Below are 24,366 nucleotides of genomic sequence, written 5' to 3'. Positions count from 1 at the left end.
AGGGTTCATAAGCAAGACCTGTAATTATTTTTTTGAGGTTGTGCTACGGCGTATCATGCGGCGCATCGTCCGCAATGCCAGGCTGAGTGAATCCTCAGATAAATTAGTTGCGGTGTCAACCAAATTGCAAGATCTTCGATCTACGGTGTTTCTTGATGCCTACCGATACACAACTGAACCTGTCGCGTTATGTACCTGGCCTGGTGACATTCCTGGCGAACAAACTCGCCACCGGGGCTTCCCAGTGTTATCGCAAACACTTCGGAATTGGCGTTGTTGAATGGCGGATGCTTTCAATGCTCGCCGTTGAATCCGACATCACCGCCAATCGAATCTGCCAGGCGATCGGTCTCGACAAGAGCGCGGTCAGTCGTTCATTGCAGACATTGGAAGCGGCGGGGCGGATCACTAGTCAGCTGGATCCCAAGGATGCACGGCGTTACACCGTGCGATTGACGGCCAGCGGCAAAGAACTGCATGACCGCGTGCTCAAAGTTGCACTTGAGCGAGAGTCGCGTCTGCTCAGCGGATTGACCCCGGCTGAAGTTGATACGTTGGTTGACTTGCTTGGGCGCCTGCATTTGCAAGTGCCTAATGTGAACAGTTACGACCCGAGTGAGGAGTGAGTCGCGGCAGACTAGCGTGAAATCGGCGTTGAGGGCTGCTGCCCGACGCGAGTTGGCGGGCGGCTGATATTTGGTCATTGGATCAGAGGTTGTAGACCGCCCAAAAGGCTGGGAGGCTAGCGTGACATTTACCATACGGACATGCCGAAATGAGCTCAGGAAAAATCCTCGTCACAGGTGCGGCAGGAAAGATCGGCAATGCTTTTTGGCAAGAGCGCGACGATAAATCCGATTTGCGTTTGGCCGATCTAGACGTAACAGCACTTCCGGGCTCGGCACAGCGTTTCACTCTCGATGTCACGGATCAAGCCAGTTGCCTTCGAGCTTGCGAAGGTATCCATACCGTCATCCATCTAGCTGCTGACCCAAATCCGGACGCCGATTTCATGGCCTCACTGCTTCCAGTGAACATTGTGGGCACTTACAACATGCTGTTCGCCGCAAAGGCACAAGGCTGCAAGCGCTTCATATTTGCGAGCAGTGCCCAAGTGATCGAAGGATATCCAACGGATGTTCAGATACAGGAATGCATGGCACCTAAACCAGGCAATCTTTACGGCGTCAGCAAGGCATTTGGAGAAGCTTTGGCTTCGATGTATGCAAACGATGGACAGATGACAACCATCGCAGTCCGTATTGCCAACGTAGCCAAATTTCAACAGGGGCAGACCCACAGTCCGAGAGACGTCGCGGCCTTCATCAGTTTTAGAGATGTTGTCGCGCTACTCAATAATTGCGTTGAAGCCGAGCTAAAGGGATTCCACGTTATTCATGGGGTCTCAGATAACCGCTATAAGCGCCTCTCTATTGATCAGAGTAGAAAAATTGTCGGATATGCTCCCATTGATGATGGGTTCGAGATTCTGGAAGGAGGCGCTCAATCTGAGTGAACGCAAACTTCCTCTGAGAAGGTCACCGTGATGCGCCGGGAAAACGTGCTGGTTTAAAGATTGGTAGCGTTGCTCAGTTGCTGAAGCTCAAGTTGCCTGGCGGCACTGGCTTCCAGAGTGGCGCGCTCTTCATCCAGATACCGATAAACGCTTTGGAGGTTGGCGATTTTCTGTTTGATGTCTGCCATCTTCTTTTCAATCAGCTTCGCGCCTTCAGCACAATCGATCAGCTTGTTCCGCTGAGCATCCAGAATCTCGCCTATTTCCCCCAGAGAAAATCCCATGCTTTGCGCGCGCTGGATAAAGTCCAGATCCTGCAGAGTTTGCTCGTTGTAAACGCGATAGTTGTTGGTTTGCCGTAGGGGAGAGATCAGGCCGATTTGCTCGTAGTAGCGCAACGTATGACGGCTGGCGCCGCTGCGCGCTTCGAGTTCGCCGATTTTCATGGAAACACCGCTTGACTGTAGAGTGGGGTCGATACTTTACGCTTGATTTCTCACCTTCAACAAGGAACAGGGAAATGAGCGTGGAGTGCTTTGTCACAGGCGGGACTGGTTTCGTCGGTCAACATTTAGTGGCGAACCTGAGTGCAAAAGGTCACACCGTTCGGGTGTTGATGCGTCGCCCGGAGCGACTGGCTGCCTTGCGCGAGCAAGTCGATCATTTGGGCGGGTGCGCAAACCGCGTATTCGCCGTCGCTGGCGATATGGAACACGACAACCTCGGGCTGAGCGCTGCTGACCGAGAAGTGCTGAGGCGCGCCAGCGTCATGTTCCACTTGGGCGCGCACTTCGCATGGGGGCTTTCAGTGGAGCAGTCTCGTGCGGTGAACGTAGAAGGGGCAAAGCGCGTGGCGCTGTTGGCGGCTGAGCAAAAAAGCCGTTTAGTGATGATCGGCGGCTACATGCTGAAAAATCATGAACATCTACAACGCATCGGCATTGACCCTTGCTATCCGGAACGGACGAATTGGCCTGCCGTCTACCGGCGTGTCGGTGGTTACGAGGGAAGCAAGCTGGAGGCGCATTTTGCGACCCTGGAGGTCATGTCAGCCAAGGGCGGGGAGATTACTGTTGTCCACCCTGCGACGGTCTGTGGCCACAGCGGCACGGGGCATATCCTTGACGGTCAGCCGCTGGTGGAGCTGATACGCAACCTTGTGCACGGCAAGTTGACTGCGGTGCCCGGCACCGCCAGGCACTGGCTGCCACTGGTGACCGTGGATTACCTGGCTGAACTGGTGGCAGTTTGTGCGTTTGATCCTGCCATGGTGGGTCAGGAACTGCTGGCGCTTGATGACCAGACGCCAAACCTGCGAGAGCTCCTGGCACAGGTTGCACAACCGTTGGGATTAAAGTCTCCCAAGCATCACATTTCACTTCGATTACTGAAGCTGCTACTGAGTATTCCTCCCGTAGCGAGGTTCTTGAATTCAAAACCCGAAGCCCTGGATTTTATCCAGACCACTCGTTTTAATACGGCGGCGGTTGAGCAATTTGCCAACAGACATGGAATAGCCAAACCGGATATACGTCAGTCTCTGCAGCACACTGCCATGTTCGTCAACTCGTATTGCATCGCCAAAGGCCAGGCCCTCTGACCGTTGGCGACATGACGGCGAATAGCACTCTATCGGTATTAGTCGGCTGTTCGTGTCCTCAAACTTTGCGCCGTCGATACAGGGCGGCTTTCTATCGAACGACCATTCAGCGACAGGGATCGTCATCCATGCAATCGACTTTCAGGAAAGGCGTCATATTTGCACTCTCCGCTGCGGCACTGAACGCAACGATCGGGGTACTCAGCAAAATACTCATGAGTAATGGTTTCACCTCTACCAGTGTTGCTGTCATCAAGACCGTACTGGGTTGCGTGCTTCTCTCGATTCTGTTGTTTTTCCTCAAGCGCCCGGCGACATCGACCAAATGGACGCAGGCGGCTATCTGCGCGTTTCTTGGCATCTTTGTGCTGTTCCATTTCGAAACGTCCGCCTATCGACACTACGCTGCGGCAGGTGTTGTGGTGGTGCTGATGGCCAGCGCGTCAATTTCCTCGATCATTCTGGGGCGCATTTTCCTCAAGGACGCGATCACCGCGAACGCTACTGTTGGCGCCACACTGGCTATCGCCGGAATCTCGGTAATCTTCGGCGGCGACCTGCAGCAGGGCTTTACACTGCAAGGTGCTGCGCTCGCCGCCGTGGCCGGTTCCGGCTATGGAGCCTTTTCGGTGGCCATGAAGCGTATGGGGGTGTCGGGAGGACTGCACTTCACCCGCCAATTGCTGTTCTTTGGCAGCCTGTACTTACTGATGCCGGCTGCCGCCGATGGTTTTGTAATAGGCGAGTTGTCGCCGATGGCGATCGCCGCGCTGCTGGCGTTGGCCACGCTGCCGACAATCCTGGGCTTCTTCTGCACGACCAAGGCCATCGAGTATCTCAAGCCATCCCAAGTACAAGCGCTGGAATTGACCGAGCCACTGTTTGCCGCGCTGCTGGCGTTTGTGGCGCTCAATGAAGTACCGCGCGAAAGCCTCTACGCGGGAGCGGTACTGATCATAGTCGGCCTGTGTTTCTCCAATGAACTCATACGCTTGGGCAGCAAAGCTTCCGTCCCTTCGACCGAGTGAGGCTATTCGGATCCTGATTACGTGCGGTCCAAGAAGAATACGATGAAGAGAAAAGCAAGAAAGGCTGAAGTTCTGGCTGGAAAAACTGGGGCCCAGTCCAAAGCTGACAGTGGTGGGTATGCGGTTGCTTCGATGCTTTTCAATGAACGTCATCAGAACTCGACAAGGAGACGTCCCCCATGACCAAGCCAATGCTTCATTTGATGTCAGGCAAGATTGCATCCGGTAAATCGACGTTGGCCAAGTCCTTGGCGTCTGAACGGTCGGCCATTTTGATGAGTGAGGATTATTGGCTCTCAAGGCTTTACCCTGATCAGATCCAGTCAGTGGCCGATTACGTGAGGCTTGCGCGTCAGATTCGGGCACTGGTGGGCCCGCTTGTCATCGATGTGCTGAAGGCTGGCGTGACTGTGGTTCTGGATTTCCCGGCCAACACTCCAGAGGATCGGCAGTGGTTACGCGGTCTGGCTGACGCTGCCGAAATTCCCCACTGTTTCCATTACATCGAAGTGGATGATGAGACCTGTCGGGGCAGGCTACATCGGCGCAATGGCCGCGCCGAGCATGAGTTTAGAGCAAGCGACGCTGAGTTCGATTTGATAACGAGCTACTTTCGTGCTCCAGATACGAATGAGGGGATATGGATTGAAATTCACCGACACTGAAGGGCGGTCATATTGCTTGGAGTGAGTTATCTGGAACGTCTGCTTCTAGCGGCGCAGATGATCTTTGATGAGAGGGGTAACCATGAACAACAGCCGAACTGCACTGGTCACTGGTGCAACCAAAGGGATCGGTTTTGCACTCAGTACTCAGTTGAATCAGGCAGGCTGGAATGTGGTCGGCATCGCCAGGCATCCGGTTGATGATTTTCCCGGAAAGCTGTTGCTCTGTGATTTAAGCGATGCTCAGCAAACGAGGGAAATGCTTGAGAAACTCCTGGAGCGAACCTCTATTGATGCCGTCGTCAATAACGCAGGCGTTGCGTCTCCGCAAAGCCTGGAAACGCTTGAACTTGAAACACTCCAAAACGTTTTTGACCTGAATGTCCGAGCCTCGGTACAAATCACCCAGGCTTGCCTGCCTTCTCTGAAGCGATCTTCTGCAGGACGCATCGTGAATGTCTGCAGCCGTGCCATTTTTGGAGCTCGGGACAGAACCGCTTACGCTGCCGCAAAAAGCGCATTGGTGGGTATCACGCGTACGTGGGCACTTGAGTTGGCGCCCATTGGCATTACGGTCAATGCAGTCGCACCGGGCCCTATAGACACCGAGCTTTTGCGAAAAAACCGCCCCGTGGGAAGCGAGGGTGAGCGTCAGATATTGTCCACGATTCCGATGCAAAGACTGGGCACGCCATCAGAAGTGGCCTCGCTGATTAACTTCCTGTTGAGCGAGGGAGCTTCCTTTGTTACTGGCCAAGTGATCAGCGTCGATGGGGGAGGGAGTCTCGGTGGGAAATAGCGATATGAAGCGGATTTTCAGCCTGCGTTGTTAATCTGTCAGTCTGCGGCCTCGAAGCGCTCGACAAACGAAATGCGGGCGTATGCGCTGCCGCAGTGAAGGAGGGGAAACATGATAGGTAAACGTTTATTAGGTATGGTCGCATTGGCAGGATTACTTGCAGGAGGAGCCGTGGCCGACGAGGAAAATGGCTTGGTGGTGCGCATCGCGCAACTCGAAATCGATCCTGCACAGGTTGCGGCCTATTAAGCCGCAGTCAAAGAAGAGATCTCAGAATCGACTCGAACAGAGCCGGGCGTTATATCAATCTATGCTGTCGCCGAAGTCGACCGCCCGAACTGGTTTCATTTCTTCGAAATCTACGCCAGCGATTCGGCATACCGAAGCCATATCGAATCGCCGCACTTCAAAAAGTACGCCGTTACCACGCAGTCGATGATTCTGTCGAAGCGCTTGATTGAAACCACACCAATCGAACTTAGCCCCCATCCTGGTCCGTAATTCAAAAGCAGTGGCGCGAGCGTGGCCCTATATTTACTAGAAAGCTTGCAGTTCATGTTTAACTACACTAAATGGTCGTTTAGTCGAGTTAACGTAAATTAGCAGCATATTCGGCGGAGAAGAGCCCATGATCAAACATGAAGCCAAAGCTGGAGACATTATTAGAACATTGGATCTGCAGCCTCACCTCGAAGGTGGCTACTTCCGCAGAACCTATCAGGCCGATCATCGCGACCCACTCGAAACTCCTAGCGGCCCACGGTATCTGATGACCTCGATTTACTATCTGCTGGATCAGCAATCACCGGTGGGCCAGTTTCATTTCAATCGATCCGACATCCTGCATTATTTCCACCTGGGCGACGCCATTGAGTACAGCCTGATTCATGCTGATGGCTCGTTGCAGACATTGGTAATGGGCACCGACATTCTGGCAGGACAATTTTTGCAATTACACGTACCGGGTGGACTATGGAAAGCTTCGCGGTTGCTCGAAGGCGAAAACGGATTTGGGCTGATCAGCGAAGCCGTTTCGCCAGGATTTGATTTTGCCGATATGGAAATGGGTGATCGGCAGAAACTCACGCAACAATTTCCACAGCATCGAACGCTGATTGAAAAGCTGACGCGTGATGAGGGTTGAGCGCCGTCGAATTCAAGGAAAAGCGGTGGATCGGATTCAGGGCAATTCTGCAGGTTGAAATCCACGGTGCAACCGGGCTGGTCTCGTAATATCTTGTTACGTGTAATGTATATTATGTTAAATTATGTATTGCGCTATGCGCCTTAGCAGCAACGCCTGTCTCCATTTCGACAAACACCCCAGCACCTTGTAGATCTCATCAACCACCTGCCTCTTCGCATCTTCAATCGTTCCCTCGTTACGACATAAAACCCGGTCGTGATCTGCAACCGCGTGCTTAAACATCAGCGCGTCTCTGCGCCTTGCTGATACTCCCGAGGCGTACAACCAAACTCCCGTCGAAACACCGTGTGCAAATACTGCGCAGATTTAAACCCACAACTTCGCGCAACGTCGGCAATCACCGAGTCGGTACTTGTCAGGCCCTTGGTAGCCGCTGCCAGTTTGAAACGCAAAATCTCGTCATGCACGCTACAGCCTCGCTCAGCACGAAAATGCGCTTCAAGTGACGAACGCGACACACCGACATAAGCCGCGACCTGTGCCGTTTTGATGCCCTGGCAAGCATATTGGCGAATGAACAGCAGCGCTTGCATGACGTACGGATTGCCCAACGGCTGGTGCAAGCTCGACACCTGCACGTTGACAGCATCCGGAGGAATCAGTATCTGCGTGCCGGTGGACGGCATGCCGTGCAGCATCTGATGCAGCAGTTGCGCAGCGGTGCGGCCCATGGTTTCGGTACCTTGAATGACCGAACTCAGCGGCACTCGAGTCAGGCTGCGGGTCAGCGGATCATTGTCGATGCCAATCAGTGCCACCTGCTCCGGCACGGCGATGCCGGCGGTCAGGCAGGCTTGCAGCAATTGGCGGGCGCGGGCGTCGCTGACGGCGATGATGCCGATGGGTTTGGGCAGGCTGTGCAGCCAGGCGATCAGTTGTTCGACGGCGCTGTCCCACAGCGGTGCGCTGGTGCCCATGCCGCGATAGATTTCGCCGTGCAGGCCGTCGCGTTTCATCAGTTTGCGAAAGGCTTTTTCGCGCTCCTGAGCCCAACGATTGGCCTGCGCTTCCGGCAGGCTGAAGCAGGCAAAACGTTGCAGTCCTGCCTCTATCAAATGCGTGTAAGCCAGTGTCATCAGCGCGTTGTTATCGGTGGCGACGTAGGGAATCGCTTTCGGATAGGCGCGTTTATCCTCGTACGAGCCCCCTACTGCTACCACCGGCATCTGGATATCGGCCAGCGCCTCGCCAATCAGCGGATCGTCGAAATCGGCAATGATCCCGTCCCCCTGCCAGCGCTCGATGCCTTTCAAGCGACAGAGAAAATCCTCTTCGAGAAACAGGTCCCAAGAGGCACGGGTGCTGCTCAGGTAGTTGCCGATGCCGCTGATGATCCCACGGTCATAGATCTTGCTGCCGTTGAACAACAGAGCGATGCGGTGAACAGGCGGTACGGTTTTCATTGTTCTTATGTTTGTCCCAGGCCCCTTTTCACAGAGGCGATTGGCACAGACTAGGCGCCTGGCCGAAGAAGCTCAATACGCAAAATCGCACTCGGTGTTGATGTTTTTCATAATCAGCAGGGTCGGGGCCGTTGCTAGTATCGAGACACCGCCAAGAACAACAAGGACAAGGTCCATGCAGTATTTCCCCGATATCGAGCCGATTCGCTTTGAAGGTCCAGACAGCGATTCTCCCCTCTCCTTTCGTCACTACGACGCCGACAAACTCATCCTCGGCAAACCCATGCGCGAACACCTGCGCATGGCTGCCTGTTACTGGCACACGTTCGTCTGGCCGGGTTCCGATGTGTTCGGTGCGGGGACGTTCAAGCGGCCTTGGCAGCATGCCGGCGATCCCATGGAGTTAGCGATCGGCAAAGCAGCCGCTGCCTTCGAATTCTTTTCCAAACTGGGTATCGACTATTACTGCTTCCATGACACCGATGTCGCCCCCGAAGGCAGCTCTCTGAAGGAGTATCGCAACCACTTCGCGCAGATGGTTGATCACCTCGAGCAACACCAGGAAGCCAGCGGCATCAAGCTCTTGTGGGGCACCGCCAATTGCTTCAGCAACCCGCGTTTCGCTGCCGGCGCCGCGAGCAACCCGGACCCGGAAGTGTTCGCCTGCGCCGCAGCCCAAGTGTTCAGCGCCATGAACGCGACCCAGCGCCTGAAAGGCGCCAACTACGTGTTGTGGGGCGGCCGCGAAGGCTACGAAACCCTGCTCAACACGGACTTGAAGCGTGAACGCGAACAGCTCGGCCGCTTTATGCGCATGGTGGTCGAGCACAAACACAAGATCGGCTTCACCGGTGATCTGCTGATCGAACCCAAGCCGCAGGAGCCGACCAAGCACCAATACGATTACGACAGCGCCACCGTGTTCGGCTTTCTTCAGCAGTTCGGGCTGGAGCACGAAATCAAGGTCAACATCGAGGCCAACCACGCGACCCTCGCCGGGCACAGCTTCCATCATGAGATTGCGACGGCCGTTTCCTTGGGGATTTTCGGCAGCATCGATGCCAACCGCGGTGATCCGCAAAACGGCTGGGACACCGATCAATTCCCCAATAGCGTCGAAGACATGACCCTGGCCACCTATGAAATCCTCAAGGCTGGAGGCTTCAAGAATGGCGGATTCAATTTCGACTCCAAGGTGCGCCGGCAAAGCCTGGATCAGATCGATCTGTTCCATGGCCACGTCGGCGCGATGGATGTGCTCGCCCTGTCTCTGGAGCGGGCAGCCGCCATGGTCCAGAACGACGAACTGCAACGGCTCAAGGATCAACGCTACGCCGGCTGGCAGCAGCCGTTCGGGCAAGCGGTGATGGCCGGCGACTTCAACCTTGAATCGTTGGCCGAGCACGCGTTCACCAACGAGTTGAACCCGCAAGCCGTCAGCGGCCGCCAGGAAATGCTCGAGAACGTCGTTAACCGGTTCATCTATCGCTGATCACACAGGGAGTCTGCGGGCGCATCCACGCGGTGACATTTCTACGACAAATCTGTGCCTGCGGCGTCTGCGGATTCTCTACAGTTTTACCAGCCCGATACTCATCGTCAGGCCGTGTCTTTCCAAAAACAATAAAAGGACGCCCCACCATGAAGAACGTAAAACGCACGCTGTTGGCCTCTGCCCTGGCGCTGCTGTCACTGCCGGTGATGGCTGACGCTGCCCACCCGAAAATCGGTTTTTCCATTGATGACCTGCGCCTGGAGCGCTGGTCGCGTGACCGTGATTACTTCGTCGCGGCGGCAGAAAAAATGGACGCCAAGGTCTTCGTACAGTCGGCCGATGCCAACGAGCAGAAGCAGATTTCCCAGATCGAAAACCTCATCTCCCGGGGCGTCGATGTCATCGTCATCGTGCCGTTCAACGCCACGGTGCTGACCAACGCGGTGGCCGAAGCGAAGAAAGCCGGGATCAAAGTCGTCTCCTATGATCGGCTCATTCTTAACGCTGATGTCGACGCCTACATTTCCTTCGATAACGAAAAGGTCGGCGAGATGCAGGCCAGCGGCGTGCTGAATGCCGCGCCCAAGGGCAACTACTTCCTGCTCGGTGGTGCGCCCACCGACAACAACGCCAAGATCCTGCGTGAAGGCCAGATGAAAGTGCTGCAACCGGCCATCGACAAGGGCGATATCAAGATCGTCGGCCAACAGTGGGTGAAGGAATGGAACCCGACCGAAGCGCTGAGCATTGTTGAAAACGCCCTGACCCGCAACGACAACAAAATCGACGGCATCGTCGCCTCCAACGACGCGACGGCCGGTGGCGCCATTCAGGCGCTGGCGGCGCAGCAGTTGGCCGGCAAGGTGCCGATTTCCGGGCAAGACGCCGACCTGGCCGCGGTCAAACGCGTGATCGCCGGCACGCAAACCATGACCGTGTACAAACCGCTGAAACTCATCGCCAGCGAAGCCGCCAAGCTCTCGGTGCAACTGGCGCGCAACGAAAAACCCGCCTTCAGCTCGCAGTACGACAACGGCAGCAAAAAAGTCGACACCATCCTGCTCACGCCCACCCCGCTGACCAAGGACAACATCGACCTGCTCGAACAGGACGGCTTCTACACCAAGGCGCAAATCGCCGGGAAGTGATCACATCACAAATCTCCGGTGATGCGAAAACCCTTGTGGGAGCGAGCCTGCTCGCGAATGCGGCTTGTCAGTCAACGAAGCATTGTCTGAACTGACGCTTTCGCGAGCAGGCTCACTCCCACAGGTTTCGTGGTGTGTGAGTCTTTGATATACGAGCCCTGTCCATGTCCGACTATCTGCTGCAAATGAACGGCATCGTCAAAACCTTCGGCGGTGTCAAAGCCCTCAACGGCATCGACATCAAGGTCAGGCCGGGTGAATGCGTTGGCCTGTGCGGCGAGAATGGCGCCGGCAAGTCGACGCTGATGAAGATCCTCTCGGCGGTCTACCCGCACGGCACCTGGGACGGCGAAATCTTCTGGGACGGTCAGCCGCTCAGGGCGCAATCGATCAGTGAAACGGAAGCCGCCGGTATCGTCATCATTCACCAGGAACTGACGCTGGTGCCCGACCTGTCGGTGGCCGAAAACATTTTCATGGGCCATGAACTGACGCTGCCCGGCGGACGCATGAATTACCCGGCGATGATCCACCGCGCCGAAGCCCTGATGCGCGAACTGAAAGTCCCCGACATGAACGTATCGCTGCCGGTTTCGCAGTACGGCGGCGGCTACCAGCAACTGGTGGAGATCGCCAAAGCCCTGAACAAAAAGGCCCGCCTGCTGATCCTCGACGAGCCTTCATCAGCCTTGAGCCGTTCGGAAATCGAGGTGTTGCTGGACATCATCCGCGACCTCAAAGCCAAGGGCGTTGCCTGCGTCTACATCTCACACAAACTCGATGAAGTGGCCGCCGTGTGCGACACCATTTCGGTGATCCGCGATGGCAAACACATCGCCACCACCGCCATGGCCGACATGGACATTGCGCAGATCATCACGCAGATGGTCGGGCGAGAAATGAGCAACCTCTATCCCACCGAACCACACGACATTGGCGAGGTGATTTTCGAGGCCCGTCACATCACCTGCTACGACGTCGACAACCCCAAGCGCAAACGGGTCGACGACATTTCCTTCGTGCTCAAACGCGGCGAAATCCTCGGCATCGCAGGGCTGGTCGGCGCCGGCCGTACCGAACTGGTGACCGCGCTGTTCGGCGCTTACCCCGGCCGCTATGAGGGCGAAGTCTGGCTCGACGGGCAAGCCATCGACACGCGCACGCCGCTCAAATCAATCCGTGCCGGCCTGTGCCTGGTGCCGGAAGACCGCAAGCGCCAGGGCATCATTCCGGATCTGGGCGTCGGCCAGAACATCACCCTCGCCGTGCTCGACAACTACTCGAAACTGACCCGCATCGATGCCGAAGCCGAACTGGGCAGCATCGATAAGGAAATCTCACGCCTGCACCTCAAGACCGCCAGCCCGTTCCTGCCGATCACCAGCCTGTCGGGCGGCAATCAACAAAAAGCCGTGCTGGCCAAGATGCTCTTGGCCAAACCCCGGGTGCTGATTCTCGATGAGCCGACCCGAGGCGTCGATGTCGGCGCCAAATACGAAATTTACAAGTTGATGGGCGCGCTGGCCGCCGCTGGCGTGTCGATCATCATGGTCTCGTCGGAGCTGGCCGAAGTGCTCGGCGTGTCCGACCGCGTGCTGGTGATCGGCGAAGGCCAGTTGCGCGGCGACTTCGTCAACCACGAGCTCACCCAGGAACAGGTGCTCGCCGCCGCCCTCAGCCAGCCCGGCAGCCATAACAATAATGATCGGAAATCCGCGTAAATGAATCAGGTCAAACAACTGTTCACCCGCTACAAAATGCTCGCGCTGGTGTTTGCCGTGGTGCTGATCTGGCTGTTCTTCAGCTGGCAGACCGAAGGCGGATTTCTGACCCCGCGCAACCTTTCCAATCTGCTAAGGCAGATGTCGATTACCGGCATTCTCGCCTGCGGCATGGTGCTGGTAATCATCAGCGGCGAGATCGATTTATCGGTCGGTTCATTTCTCGGCCTGCTCGGTGGCCTCGCGGCGATTCTTGATGTGGTCTATCACATTCCGCTGCTGGCCAACCTTAGTCTGGTCGCCCTGTGTGGCCTGATGATTGGCCTCGCCAACGGCTACATGACGGCTTACTTGCGCATTCCTTCGTTCATCGTCGGTCTGGGCGGCATGTTGGCGTTCCGCGGGATTCTGCTGGGGATTACCGGTGGCACGACCATTGCGCCGGTATCGCCGGAGCTGGTTTACATCGGCCAGGGTTACCTGCCCCACGCGATCGGCGCTGGCCTTGGCGTTCTGCTGTTTGCGCTGACGGTATTCCTGACCTGGAAACAACGGCGCAATCGCGCCCTGCACGGCCTCGCGGCGCATTCGTTGGTGCGCGACGTCATCCGCGTGGTGGTGATCGGCGCCGTGCTCGCCGCTTTCGTGCAGACGCTCAACAGCTACGACGGCATTCCGGTGCCGGTCTTGCTGCTGCTGATTCTGCTGGGCGTGTTCAGCTACGTGACCAGTCAGACCGTGTTCGGCCGCCGCGTTTATGCGGTGGGCAGCAACATGGAAGCGACGCGCCTGTCCGGGATCAATGTGCAGGCGGTGAAGCTGTGGATCTTCGGGGTCATGGGCGTAATGTGCGCCCTCGCCGGCGTGGTCAATACCGCGCGCCTCGCCGCCGGTTCGCCTTCGGCCGGGAGCATGGGCGAACTCGACGCCATCGCCGCGTGCTTTATCGGCGGCACCTCCATGCGCGGCGGCTCCGGCACGGTGTACGGTGCCCTCCTCGGCGCGCTGGTCATCACCAGTCTGGACAACGGCATGTCCATGCTCGATGTCGACAGTTACTGGCAGATGATCGTCAAGGGCAGCATTCTGGTGTTGGCGGTTTGGGTGGATGTCAGTACGCGGACCGGGCGCCGTTGAGCCGCAAGCATCACGCTGCGGGCGTGGTCGCGGGCGCCGGGCTGAGAATTTCCATCAGGAAATCGATAAACACATTGATCCGGCTGGACCCACGGTGATTGGGTAAATACAACGCGTTGATGCACGTGCTGGCACTGCCGGGATTGACCTCGTACTGCTCAAGCAAGCGGGTCAACCGGCCGGCTGCGACGTCGTCGCGCACCAGCCAGTCAGCCAGCAGCGTCACCCCGCCGCCACCGATGGCAGCTTCGCGCAGGATATCGGCGTTGTTGCTTTGCAGGCGCCCGTGGACGTTGAGTTGAATGGGCGCGTCTTCATTCTGGAAGGTCCAGTGCTGGTGGGTGACGCCGTAATCGAAACGCAGGCATTGATGCTCCAGCAAATCCCTTGGGTGACCAAGCGCCGCGCTACTCGCCAGATAATCCGGGCTGGCCACCACCCAGCGTTCGAACTGCCCTACGCGTTTGCTGACGATGTCTTCACTGACCACCGACGATCCCAACCGCACCGAAACATCGATCTGCTCGCTGAGCAGGTCGCTGACCTGATCACTCAGCGACAGACTGATCTCCAGACCCGGATGCCGCTCAAGCAAGCGGCTCAGGTGGGGCGCAATCAGGCGTCGGCCGAACTCCACCGGCACGCTGATGCGCAGACGGCCCTGGGCTTCGGCGCCACGATCGGCGACAACAGCATCGGCTTCGTCGATCGCGTCGAGAATCGCCACGGCTTTTTCGAAATAGGTCTGGCCGGCAACGGTCACGCTTGTGTTGCGCGTGGTGCGATTGAGCAGGCTCGCGCCCAGCTCGTGTTCCAGCCCCGCGACTTGCCGTGTCACTGACGACGTTGATATCCCGAGTTTGCGCGCTGCCGAGGAATAGCCCCCGCAGCGCACGGTTTCCACAAACATCTTCAGTGCCAGCAACTTGTCCATAAGCGGGGTCCGGTCGATAGGGAACGCGGATGATTGTGCATCACTGTTCCCCCGACGTCTTGTACCGCCGTGCTTGAACACGCTCGCCGGGTGTTCAGGCATCGGCCTTGCGACTCAGAAACAAGCCGAGCGCGAGCGCTGGCAGCAGCGCCACCGCGACGGCGGACAGGTTCCAGCCGAAGTGCTCGTACAGCGGACTGGCGACCAGTGAGCCCACGGCGCCGCCGACGAAAATACTGGTCATGTACACCGCGTTTAGACGCGCACGGCTGTGGGGATCGAGGGCGTATACCTCACGCTGGCCGAGCACCATGTTCAATTGCACGGCGAAATCCAGCAGCACCGCGCACACCACCAGCCAGACATAACCGCTGCCCGGGAGCGCGGCGATCAACAGCGAAACCGGTGCCAGCAACAGTGCGACCAGCGTGCCGCGACGACCATGCCCGGCATCGGCCAGACGCCCGGCAATCGGTGCTGCAATGGCACCCACTGCACCCACCAGCGCGAAGATCGCCACGTGGGCCTGAGTGAAGCCGTGGTGACGCATCAGTTCAATTGGTGCGAGGGTCCAGAACAGGCTGAAACTGGCAAACAGCAGCCCTTGATACAGCGAGCGCTGACGCAACAGCGGATAGCGCCGGGCCAAGGCAAACACCGAACCGATCAGCGCAGCATACGAAGCTTTATGCGTCGGCAACCGACGCGGCAGCGCCACCGCAGTGATCAGCGCAATGACCGCCATCAGGGCCGCTGCGCTGTAAAACACCCCGCGCCAGCCGAACACTTCAACCAACAGGCTCGACAGTGGCCGTGACAACAGAATGCCCAGCAACAAACCGCTCATGATATTGCCGACAACGCGGCCACGGCTGGCCTCGGGCGCCAGGTGCGCCGCCAGCGGCACGAGGATCTGCACAGCCACGGACGTCAGGCCGATCAGCAAAGACAACACCAGGAACAGTGACGGCGAATGGGTCAGCCCGGCGCACAACAGCGTGACGCTCGCCGCCAGGGTGAAACCGACCACCAGCCGGCGGTTTTCCATCAGGTCGGCCAGCGGTACCAACAGCAACAGGCCCAGCGCGTAACCAAACTGCGTGAGCGAAACGATCAGGCTGGCATTGGCGCTGGACAGACCGATCTGCGGTGCAATCAGTTCGACGATCGGCTGCGCGTAATAAAGATTGGCCACGACCGCGCCACAGCAGAATGCCAGGAACGCGACCATCAGGCCGGAAAGTGAAGTTGGCTGTTCGGCATTTGCCGCAACGGCCGGATTGCCCGTGAGCATGATGACACCTCATTGAGTTCAGGAAAGTGCGGCCAAGGCTACGGCCCTGTGGCGATGCGCAGAATCCACGCGGTGGGCAACGCAGTGATGCGTCCGGCGCAACGGCGCAGGCGTTGCTTCTCGCGCAACGCGCTGTTGCGTGCGCCGCTGATTCTCCGGCGCTGGTGGTTTCTCTACGCTTTGGCCTCTGGCGCCGTCGTCCCCAGCGGCGCCCTTCCCCGGCTGTTACAAGGAGCGTTGTCATGACCCGTATCCCATCCGTTCTGCCATTGCCTGCCGCGTTTTTCTCCGTCCCATGAACAGCTCTTTACTGAAGTCCAGAACGCTATGGGTCAGCGTGGCAGTCGTCGCCGTGCTCGGTCTGATCGGCGCCGTTTGGCTGATGTGGCGCCCGGCAATTGCGCCGATCGAGCGCCCGACGCTGTTCGATACTGCGCAGTTGCAGCGCGGGGCGCGGGTAGTCGAGGCCGGCGATTGCGCGGTCTGCCATACCCGTCCCGGTGGCGAACATCTGGCCGGCGGGCTGCCGCTGGTAACGCCGTTCGGCACGCTGTACAGCACCAACATCACCCCGGACGTAGAAACCGGTATCGGCCAATGGTCACTGCCAGCCTTTGAGCGGGCGATGCGTCAGGGCATTGCTCGCGATGGTCACTTTCTTTATCCGGCGTTCCCCTACGTGCACTACCGGCGCATGAGTGCAGCAGACATCGCCGACGCTTATGCCTACTTGATGAGCGGCCCTGCCGTGCACGCGCCGGCCGAGCTGAACCGGATGAATTTTCCGATGAATATTCGTCCGTTGGTGTCGTTCTGGAACTTGCTGTTTCTACACGGTGAGCCATTGACGCCGCTGGCACAGCGCAGCGAGGCGTGGAATCGCGGGCGTTATCTGGTCGACGGCCCGGGGCACTGCGCCGGCTGCCATTCGCCGCTGAACCTGATCGGCGCGGAAAAATCCTCGGAATATCTGCAGGGCGGCAGCGTCGATGGCTGGCAAGCGCCCGCGCTGGTCGGCATGGGCCAGCGCGGCAACCCGCGGAGTCGCGAGCAACTGGTCGGCTATCTGCGCGCCGAGATCGTCGATGGCCACGGCACACCCGCCGGCCCTATGCGTCCGGTCAGCTTGAGTCTGGCCCGCTTGCCGGCCAGTGAAGCCGAGGCGATTGCCGAATACCTGCTCAGTCTGGAAAACCCGCCTTCGGTGACAGAGACGCCACCGAAGACGCCTGCCAGTGAAGCGGCAGACCACTCGACCGGCGCCCTGCTCTTCAGCAGCGCCTGCGCCGGCTGCCATGGCCCGGCGGCGCCGATGCGCACCATCGATGGTCGCCCGGGGTTGCAAATCACCTCGGCGCTGCAAGCGGCCAGTTCGCGCAACTTCCTCAAAACCGTGCTCGAAGGCTTGCCCGCCACACCCGGATCGCCCGGCCCGGTCATGCCTCCATTCGCCGCCAGCCTGGACAACGTGCAGCTCGGCGCACTGGCCGCGTATCTGCGTCAGCAAGCCAGGCCCGATCAGCCGTGGGCCGACCTCTCTTCCACTATTGAAGCGTTACGTCAGGAGACGAAATGAGCCAGATCACCCTCAACGTCAACGGAGCCGCACAAGCGCTTGAGCTGGAGCCGGACATGCCGCTGCTGTATGCGCTGCGCAATCACTTGAACCTCAACGGCGCCAAATACGGCTGCGGTCTCGGCCAATGCGGCGCCTGCACGGTGATCGTCGATGATCGACCGGTGTTCGCCTGCCTGACGCCCTGCGCCGGCCTCGAAGGCAAAAAAATCCGCACCGTGGAAAGCCTCGGCAGCGCGAAACAACCTGGCCCTCTGCAAGCGGCGTTCATCGAGAAACAGGCTGCGCAATGCGGCTACTGCATCGCCGGCATGCTGATGCGCGCGCAAGCGTTGCTTGAGCGTAATCGCCACCCGGATGAGGCGACCATTCGCGAGCACATGGCCGGCAACCTGTGCCGCTGCGGTACGCACTTGCGGATCATCGAGGCGATCAAACAGGTGGCCGGGCACAACGGGAGCCTGACATGAGCGAGTCGAATGAACTGAATCCGAGCCGACGCGCCTTCCTGCGTGGTGGTGCGTTGCTGATGGCGTTCACCCTGATGCCGGTCGCGCGACGTGTGTTGGCGGATACGGAAGTCGATACGCTCGGCACCGTGGTCCTCGCGCCCGACCTGCCCGGAAGCCTGCGCACCAACCCGTTTCTCGACGCCTGGATCCGCATCGGCGCCGACGGCATTACCGTCTACACCGGCAAGGTCGAATTGGGTACCGGGGTAAAAACCGCGCTGCTGCAAATCGCCGCCGAGCGTTTGCAGGTGCCGGCCACCTCCATCAACCTGCTCACTGCCGACACCGCGCTCACGCCCAACGAAGGCTACACCGCCGGTAGCCACAGCATTTTCGACAGCGGCACCGCGTTGTTCAACGCCGCCGCGCAGGTACGCGAAATGCTCGTCGATGCCGCCGCGCGTAGTTGGCAGGTTGATGCGGCGCTGCTCAGCACCCGCAACGGTGTGATCGAAGGCCCGACCGCTCAGCGGATGAGTTATGCCGACGCGGTCAAGCATGTCTATGTGCACAAATATGCCAAGGCGCAGTCACCGGCGATGGCCGCCGCTGACTTCAAACTGATCGGCCATTCGTTGCCGCGCCTCGACATTCCGGCGAAGGTCAGCGGTGGCGCAGCATTCGTCCAGGACATGCGCCTGCCGGGCATGTTGCATGCGCGGGTGATCCGCCCGCCCCGTCCGGGCTGCACGTTGCAAGCATTCGATGCGGCGTCCATCGAAGCGCTGGCTGGGGTGGTCAAGGTGATCCGCGACGGCAACTATCTGGCGGTGGTCGCCCGTGATGAGTGGCAAGCGATCAAAGCCATGCGCCGTGCCAACGAGGTGATGCAATGGAGCGAGGGCGAAGCGATTCCCGAGGCGAGCGAGATTCATGACCTGCTCAAACGCCTGCCCTCACGGCGCTATCCGATCAGCCACAGCGGCACGCCGAGTGGCGCGGCCGACACGCGTTTTCAGGCGCGGATCACCAAGCAGTATTTGATGCATGGCTCGATCGGCCCGTCCTGTGCGGTGGCCTGGTTCAAGGACGGCACGCTCACCGTCTGGACCCACACCCAAGGCGTTTACCCGCTGCGCGCTGGCATTGCCGAAATGCTCGGCCTGCCACCTGAGCGGGTGCGCTGTATTCATACCGAAGGCTCAGGGTGTTACGGGCACAACGGCGCCGATGATGCCGCCGCCGATGCGGCATTGATTGCCCTGCGCGTGCCCGGGACGCCGGTGCGCGTGCAATGGATGCGCGAACAGGAAAATCTTTGGGAGCCATATAGCTCGGCGATGGTCACCGAAGTTGACGCCGGCCTCAGCCAAGGTCGTTTGCAGGATTGGGCCTACGAACTCTGGACCACGCCGCACAACGAACGCATCGTCAATGCCGGGCGTCTGCTGCCGGCACGCTTGCTCGCGCGGCCCTTCGCCTCGGCGCCCTCCGTGCCGATCGCCCAGCCCGAAGGCGATGGTGATCGCAATGCGGTGCCGCTGTACGAGTTGAACTCGACGCGCATCAACATGACCTTCGTCACCGAAATGCCCTTTCGCACCTCGGCCATGCGTTCGCTGGGTGCGCACATCAACATCTTCGCCATCGAGGCGAGTATCGACGAGCTGGCGATCAGGGCCGGCCTCGACGCGGTCGCGTTGCGTCTGGCCCATCTCAGCGACCCGCGTGCTCGCGCGGTGGTAGAACGTGTGCGTGATGAAATCGGTTGGCCGCAAAAAAGCAGCGAGCCCGGCGCCGGTATCGGTTTCGCCTTTGCCCGCTACAAAAACATCATGGGTTACTGCGCCATCGCGGTAAAACTTCGGGTGCATCCGCAGACCGGCGAGATCCGCATCGATCACGTAGTGACGGCGGTGGATGTCGGCCAGATCGTCAGCCCCGATGGCCTGCGCAATCAGGTCGAGGGCGGCATCGTGCAGTCCGCGAGCTGGACCCTGTACGAAAAAGTCGCCTACGACGCGGGGGGCATTCGCAGTTACGACTGGAGCGGTTATCCGATTCTGCGTTTCACCCAACTGCCAAAAAAAGTCGATGTGCATGTGCTCGACCAGCCGGGAGAACCCTTCCTCGGTGCCGCTGAAATCGTTCAGGGGCCGATGGCCGCCGCCCTTGGCAACGCCGTCGCCAACGCCACCGGCCGGCGCTGGCTGAACCTGCCGCTGACCCGTTCCAACCCACCCGCCTGAGTCACGCCCGTGTTCATCGTTGATGAGCACGGGCGCCATTGCGCCGTGCGCAAAACAGCGTAGCGCCGGTCACTGATTATCAGCTCCGCTGAGCGCGGTTAAGTTAGCGGCACTGGTTTGCGGCACCGCTGCCGCGCTTGAATTCCTTCTATTGAAATCTGGAGCTACCCATGACTCGTCGTCTGTTCCAACCCCTCGCACTCGGTCCTTACACCCTCGCCCACCGCGTGGCGATGGCGCCGTTGACGCGTTCACGCGCCGGCCAGCCGGGCGATGTGCCGACGCCGATGAACGCCGAGTACTACCGCCAGCGGGCCAGTGCCGCGCTGATCATCACCGAGGCCACGCAAATCTCCCGGCAGGCTCAGGGTTACGCCTGGACGCCGGGCATCTACAGCCCAGAGCAAGTTGAGGCGTGGCGTGACGTCAGCGCGGCGGTGCATGAGGCCGGCGGCTTGATCTTTATGCAGCTGTGGCACGTCGGTCGGGTTTCCCATCCCAGCTTTCAACCCGATGCCGGCCTGCCGGTTGCGCCCAGCGCGCTGCCGGTACCGGGCAAGACGTTTATCGTCGATGAAAACGGTAACGGCGTCTGGGGTGATGTGCCGGTGCCGCGTGCGCTGGAAACCGCGGAAATCGCCGGCATCGTCGAGGACTACCGCGTGGCTGCGCGCAACGCATTGCAGGCAGGCATGGACGGTGTAGAGATTCATGCCGGCAACGGTTACCTGCTCGATCAGTTTCTTAACAGCAACAGCAATCAGCGTGACGATGCCTATGGCGGCAGCGTGGAGAATCGCGCGCGGTTTCTGCTGGAAGTGGTTGCGGCCGTGGCTGAAGAAGTCGGCGCCGAACGGGTCGGCGTACGCCTGACGCCGATGGGGCGCTTCATGGGCATGGGCGATGACACCCCGGAGGCGACCTTCGGCCACTTGGTCGAGGCGCTCAACCAATGGAACCTGGCCTATCTGCACCTGGTCGAGCCGGCGATGGTCGGCACAGTCAAAGACGAGAACTTCGACCCGCGCTGGGACGCGATCATTGCCCAGTTGCGCAAGACGTGGAACGGCGTGCTGATTCTGGCGGGCGGCTACGATGCGCAATCTGCCGAACAGGCGCTGATTGCTGATCGTGCCGACATCATTGCGTTTGGCCGGCCGTTCCTGGCCAACCCGGACTTGCCGCGTCGGCTGCATGATGGCCTGGCGCTCAACGCGCCGGATCCGAGCAGCTTTTTCGGTGGGGATCAGCGGGGCTATATCGATTATCCATTTCATGCTTGAGCAGAATCAGACCACCCGCCTGTCATGAATGTGTAAATCCCTGGAAGCAGGGGCCGATACGCCCCTGCCCTATTAAGTCATACGATCTCTACGCTTAATCAAATACGTAAAAATCCACCTTAACGCAGAGAATATGCGTAGCTGTGCGCTTTCATGTCTATTGCCCGACGTCGCTGAATGCGATAAAACGGGCTAGTTGTACGACAACCAAATAAAAACCAAGTCGTTCGAACGGCTAACAATCCTGAGATCTGCCATGCCTCGCCCTACCGCTACGCAAACCGTACCGCCGCCCTACCCCCGTTATCTGGCTGTGATCATTCTGTTGTGCATGGGCTGTGCGTTTGCCGGCAATCATGTGGCGGCGCGAGTTGCCTTTGATGATGGTGCGGGTGTGCTGCTGGCGATTCTGATGCGTTCCGGCGGGACCTTGCTGGTGCTCGCCATCCTGGTGCTGTGGCAAAGACAAAGCCTTCGCTTGCCGGCCGGTGCCTGGCGCTGGCAACTGTTGCTGGGCCTGCTGATCACTGCGCAGAGTCTGTGCCTTTACTCCGCTGTCGCACGGGTGCCGGTGGCGCTGGCCCTGCTGGTGGCGAACGTATTCCCTATTCTGCTGGCATTGCTCACCTGGGCGCTGGGTGGCCCGCGACCAAGCGCACGCACTGCGACGTTAATGGGGTTGATTCTATTGGGCCTGGTGTTTGTGCTGGACGTCCCCGGGCGTCTCTCGACCACGACAGACGTCAGTGCGCAATGGCTGACGGGCGTCGCGCTCGCGTTCTGCGCCGCCAGCGTGTTCGCCTGCGCGCTGTGGATCACCGACCACAAGTTGTCTCAGGTACGTGGCTCGGTGCGCAGTCTGCTGACCATTTTCATCGTGTTCAGCAGCGTCAACCTGGCAGGGCTGACGGGCGCCCTTCCCGGCGGCTTGAACCTTCCCGCCACCTCGACCGGATGGCTGGCCCTCGCCACTCTGGTGGTGCTGTACGGCACAGGTTTTATCGTCCTGTTCATTTCCGTGCCGCGACTCGACATGCCGCGCAATGCGCCGGTCATGAACATCGAGCCATTGGCAACGCTGCTGATGGGCTGGATTGTGCTGGACCAAATGCTCAGCAACGGACAGATTCTCGGCGGGGTGATCGTGGTCACGGGCATCGTTTTGCTGACCTATCGTAAATCAGTGGTCAAGGCTGAGGTTAAAGCCAGTGCGTGAGGGGTTCTCGCCAGCGGTTGTTCACGGTCGAGTTGTGCTGCTATTGGTTTTTGCTGGCGTGGCCACCAACAAAATCAGCTCATGGAATGGGTAACTCGCCCCGCCACTGAATCCAGTGTCGGGGCGATGCGACTTCTGCCGTCAAAGCACTATCAGGAAGCATCAATCCAGATGGTTTTGATTTCAGTGTATTGGTCGTGTGCCCAGATCGATTTGTCGCGCCCGCCGAACCCCGACTCCTTGTAGCCGCCAAAAGGCGTGGAGGCGTCGCCCTCACCGAAGCAGTTCACCGTGACGATCCCGGCGCGAATCCCGCGTGAGAGTTTCAGGGCGTGGCGCAGGTTGCCGGTGTAAGCCGATGCCGCCAGGCCGTAGGCCGTGTCGTTGGCCAGCGCAATGGCTTCGTCAACGGTCTGGAACGTGGTGACGCTCAGTACCGGGCCGAAGATCTCTTCCTGGAACAAACGGCTATCGCGACTCACACCGTCAACGATAGTGGGTTCGACGAAAATCTCGTTGCGTGTCTTGCCACCCACCAGCACGCGCAGGTTTTCGTCGCGGGCCACGTCAAGGTACGAGCGCACCTTATCGAAATGCGCCTTGCTGATCATCGAACCCAGGCGGTTCTCAGGATCCAGTGGATCGCCCATTTTCCAGTCACCCAAATGAACCTGCACACGCTGCAACAGTTCTTCCTTGACGTCGGCGTGGACGATCAGCCGCGATGAGGCCGAGCAGTTTTCACCCATGTTCCAGAACGCGCCATTCACCACATGCTGGGCCACAAGGTCGATGTCTTCGACATCATTCATCACCACAGCAGGGTTCTTGCCGCCACATTCCAGCACGATGCGTTTCAGGTTCGATTCGCTGGAATACTTGAGGAACAGTCGCCCGGTGTCAGTTGAACCGGTGAAGCTGACCATGGCCACATCCGGGTGACGGCCCAGTGGCTCGCCCGCCTCTTTCCCGCCCCCAGGCACGACGTTGAACACGCCGGCGGGAATCCCCGCCTGATGCGCCAGTTCGGCGACGCGTAAAGTGCTCAAGGTGGTTTCCTTGGCCGGTTTGACCACGATCGAACAGCCTGCAGCCAGCGACGGACCGATTTTCCAGGCGAGCATCAGCAGCGGAAAGTTCCATGGCAACACCAGGCCGACAACGCCGATCGGTTCGCGCACGACCATGGTCACCGCACCCGAGCCGACCGGCGCCGTGGCGTCGTAGATCTTGTCGATCAGCTCGGCATGCCAACGCAACGTATGAATCGTCTCCGGCACGTCGATGTTCTGGCATTCACGAATCGGCTTGCCACTGTCCAGGCTTTCCAGCACTGCCAGTTCATGGGCGTTGTCTTCCAGCAATTGGGCAAAGCGCTGCAATACCGATTTGCGTGCGGACGGCGCCAGTGAATGCCAGCGTGCGTCGTCGAAGGCTTCCTTCGCCGCCGCTACGGCCTCGTCGACATCATCGGCGTTGCACGCGGCAACCTCAGTCAGCACCTGGTCGGTAGCCGGGTTGGTCGTGGTGAATGTCTTGCCTGAACGCGACGAGCAAAACTGGCCGTTGATGAACGCTTGATTGCGAAACTCGAGCTTCGCAGCCAGTTCACGGTATTGCTCTTGACTCAGCAGGTCTGCCAT

22 protein-coding genes and 1 pseudogene are annotated in these 24,366 nt (G+C 59.0%); 18 read left to right on the top strand and 5 right to left on the bottom strand.

All coding sequences use genetic code 11. The annotated features are described in order from the left end of the window. Positions 1 to 155: 155 nt before the first annotated feature. Positions 156 to 626: a MarR family winged helix-turn-helix transcriptional regulator gene (locus AC5SEM_RS11180; RefSeq protein WP_077572848.1), complete on the top strand. Its 471-nt coding sequence runs from the start codon at positions 156 to 158 to the stop codon at positions 624 to 626. Positions 627 to 775: 149 nt separating this feature from the next. Next, positions 776 to 1,516, top strand: coding sequence for an NAD-dependent epimerase/dehydratase family protein (locus AC5SEM_RS11175; protein WP_495472992.1), 741 nt, complete (start codon positions 776 to 778; stop codon positions 1,514 to 1,516). A gap of 53 nt (positions 1,517 to 1,569) precedes the next feature. On the opposite strand, the gene AC5SEM_RS11170 is transcribed toward AC5SEM_RS11175, so the two are convergent. Then, positions 1,570 to 1,962, bottom strand: coding sequence for a MerR family transcriptional regulator (locus tag AC5SEM_RS11170; protein ID WP_495472991.1), 393 nt, complete (start codon positions 1,960 to 1,962; stop codon positions 1,570 to 1,572). A gap of 74 nt (positions 1,963 to 2,036) precedes the next feature. On the opposite strand from AC5SEM_RS11170, the gene AC5SEM_RS11165 reads away from it, so the two are divergent. The 7 genes and pseudogenes from AC5SEM_RS11165 (at position 2,037) to AC5SEM_RS11135 (ending at position 6,752) form a co-directional block, all read left to right on the top strand. Next, a complete protein-coding gene (locus tag AC5SEM_RS11165; protein ID WP_495472990.1) occupies positions 2,037 to 3,116 on the top strand; it encodes an SDR family oxidoreductase in 1,080 nt (359 codons plus the stop codon). A 128-nt stretch (positions 3,117 to 3,244) separates the two neighbouring features. Next, positions 3,245 to 4,144, top strand: coding sequence for a DMT family transporter (locus tag AC5SEM_RS11160; RefSeq protein WP_316916383.1), 900 nt, complete (start codon positions 3,245 to 3,247; stop codon positions 4,142 to 4,144). Between the two features lie 179 nt (positions 4,145 to 4,323). Beyond that, a complete protein-coding gene (locus AC5SEM_RS11155) occupies positions 4,324 to 4,809 on the top strand; it encodes a P-loop nucleotide/nucleoside kinase family protein (protein WP_077572850.1) in 486 nt (161 codons plus the stop codon). 82 nt (positions 4,810 to 4,891) lie between these two features. Next, positions 4,892 to 5,608 carry an SDR family oxidoreductase gene (locus AC5SEM_RS11150; protein ID WP_495472989.1) on the top strand — a complete coding sequence of 239 codons (717 nt, stop codon included), beginning with the start codon at positions 4,892 to 4,894 and terminating at the stop codon, positions 5,606 to 5,608. A 111-nt stretch (positions 5,609 to 5,719) separates the two neighbouring features. Next, positions 5,720 to 5,857 (top strand): hypothetical protein, encoded by a 138-nt coding sequence (locus AC5SEM_RS11145; protein WP_495472988.1) that lies wholly within the window; start codon positions 5,720 to 5,722, stop codon positions 5,855 to 5,857. A 15-nt stretch (positions 5,858 to 5,872) separates the two neighbouring features. Continuing rightward, a pseudogene (locus AC5SEM_RS11140) lies at positions 5,873 to 6,109 on the top strand (putative quinol monooxygenase); the annotation flags it as partial. Positions 6,110 to 6,236: 127 nt separating this feature from the next. Beyond that, positions 6,237 to 6,752 carry a cupin domain-containing protein gene (locus tag AC5SEM_RS11135; protein ID WP_495472987.1) on the top strand — a complete coding sequence of 172 codons (516 nt, stop codon included), beginning with the start codon at positions 6,237 to 6,239 and terminating at the stop codon, positions 6,750 to 6,752. Positions 6,753 to 7,036: 284 nt separating this feature from the next. Here the strand turns inward: AC5SEM_RS11135 and AC5SEM_RS11130 are convergent, their stop codons facing one another. Beyond that, a complete protein-coding gene (locus AC5SEM_RS11130) occupies positions 7,037 to 8,218 on the bottom strand; it encodes a XylR family transcriptional regulator (RefSeq protein ID WP_495472986.1) in 1,182 nt (393 codons plus the stop codon). A gap of 175 nt (positions 8,219 to 8,393) precedes the next feature. On the opposite strand from AC5SEM_RS11130, the gene xylA reads away from it, so the two are divergent. The 4 genes from xylA (at position 8,394) to AC5SEM_RS11110 (ending at position 13,719) form a co-directional block, all read left to right on the top strand. Then, a complete protein-coding gene (gene xylA, locus AC5SEM_RS11125; protein ID WP_495472985.1) occupies positions 8,394 to 9,710 on the top strand; it encodes a xylose isomerase in 1,317 nt (438 codons plus the stop codon). A 149-nt stretch (positions 9,711 to 9,859) separates the two neighbouring features. Next, positions 9,860 to 10,861 carry a D-xylose ABC transporter substrate-binding protein gene (xylF, locus tag AC5SEM_RS11120; protein ID WP_034154039.1) on the top strand — a complete coding sequence of 334 codons (1,002 nt, stop codon included), beginning with the start codon at positions 9,860 to 9,862 and terminating at the stop codon, positions 10,859 to 10,861. 164 nt (positions 10,862 to 11,025) lie between these two features. After that, entirely contained in the window at positions 11,026 to 12,582 is a 1,557-nt protein-coding gene (gene xylG / locus AC5SEM_RS11115) for a D-xylose ABC transporter ATP-binding protein (RefSeq protein ID WP_495472984.1), read from the top strand. Further along, positions 12,583 to 13,719 (top strand): sugar ABC transporter permease, encoded by a 1,137-nt coding sequence (locus AC5SEM_RS11110; protein ID WP_495472983.1) that lies wholly within the window; start codon positions 12,583 to 12,585, stop codon positions 13,717 to 13,719. It abuts the gene before it with no gap. A gap of 10 nt (positions 13,720 to 13,729) precedes the next feature. Here the strand turns inward: AC5SEM_RS11110 and AC5SEM_RS11105 are convergent, their stop codons facing one another. Next, positions 13,730 to 14,653, bottom strand: coding sequence for a LysR family transcriptional regulator (locus AC5SEM_RS11105; protein WP_495472982.1), 924 nt, complete (start codon positions 14,651 to 14,653; stop codon positions 13,730 to 13,732). A 94-nt stretch (positions 14,654 to 14,747) separates the two neighbouring features. Next, complete coding sequence (locus tag AC5SEM_RS11100) at positions 14,748 to 15,947, bottom strand: MFS transporter (protein ID WP_495472981.1); 1,200 nt, start codon at positions 15,945 to 15,947, stop codon at positions 14,748 to 14,750. 295 nt (positions 15,948 to 16,242) lie between these two features. Here AC5SEM_RS11100 and AC5SEM_RS11095 point away from each other — a divergent pair, with 295 nt between their 5' ends. The 5 genes from AC5SEM_RS11095 (at position 16,243) to AC5SEM_RS11075 (ending at position 22,723) form a co-directional block, all read left to right on the top strand. Beyond that, positions 16,243 to 17,523: a c-type cytochrome gene (locus AC5SEM_RS11095; protein WP_495472980.1), complete on the top strand. Its 1,281-nt coding sequence runs from the start codon at positions 16,243 to 16,245 to the stop codon at positions 17,521 to 17,523. Continuing rightward, positions 17,520 to 17,993, top strand: coding sequence for a (2Fe-2S)-binding protein (locus AC5SEM_RS11090; RefSeq protein ID WP_495472979.1), 474 nt, complete (start codon positions 17,520 to 17,522; stop codon positions 17,991 to 17,993). Before AC5SEM_RS11095 ends, AC5SEM_RS11090 begins: the two co-directional genes overlap by 4 nt. Next, the gene (locus tag AC5SEM_RS11085) at positions 17,990 to 20,224 is read left to right on the top strand and encodes a xanthine dehydrogenase family protein molybdopterin-binding subunit (protein WP_495472978.1); all 2,235 of its coding nucleotides are present in this window, start codon (positions 17,990 to 17,992) and stop codon (positions 20,222 to 20,224) included. Before AC5SEM_RS11090 ends, AC5SEM_RS11085 begins: the two co-directional genes overlap by 4 nt. Positions 20,225 to 20,394: 170 nt before the next feature. Next, entirely contained in the window at positions 20,395 to 21,507 is a 1,113-nt protein-coding gene (locus tag AC5SEM_RS11080) for an alkene reductase (RefSeq protein WP_095112156.1), read from the top strand. Positions 21,508 to 21,763: 256 nt separating this feature from the next. Continuing rightward, positions 21,764 to 22,723, top strand: a complete 960-nt coding sequence (locus AC5SEM_RS11075; protein WP_495472977.1) for an EamA family transporter — start codon at positions 21,764 to 21,766, stop codon at positions 22,721 to 22,723. 152 nt (positions 22,724 to 22,875) lie between these two features. Here AC5SEM_RS11075 and AC5SEM_RS11070 read toward each other — a convergent pair whose 3' ends face one another. After that, the gene (locus AC5SEM_RS11070; RefSeq protein WP_495472976.1) at positions 22,876 to 24,366 is read right to left on the bottom strand and encodes an aldehyde dehydrogenase; all 1,491 of its coding nucleotides are present in this window, start codon (positions 24,364 to 24,366) and stop codon (positions 22,876 to 22,878) included.

The sequence above is a fragment of the Pseudomonas sp. CH61 genome (assembly GCF_059429415.1).
The sequence above is the reverse complement of the archived record's forward strand: the minus strand, read 5'-3'. Positions and strand labels throughout refer to the sequence as shown.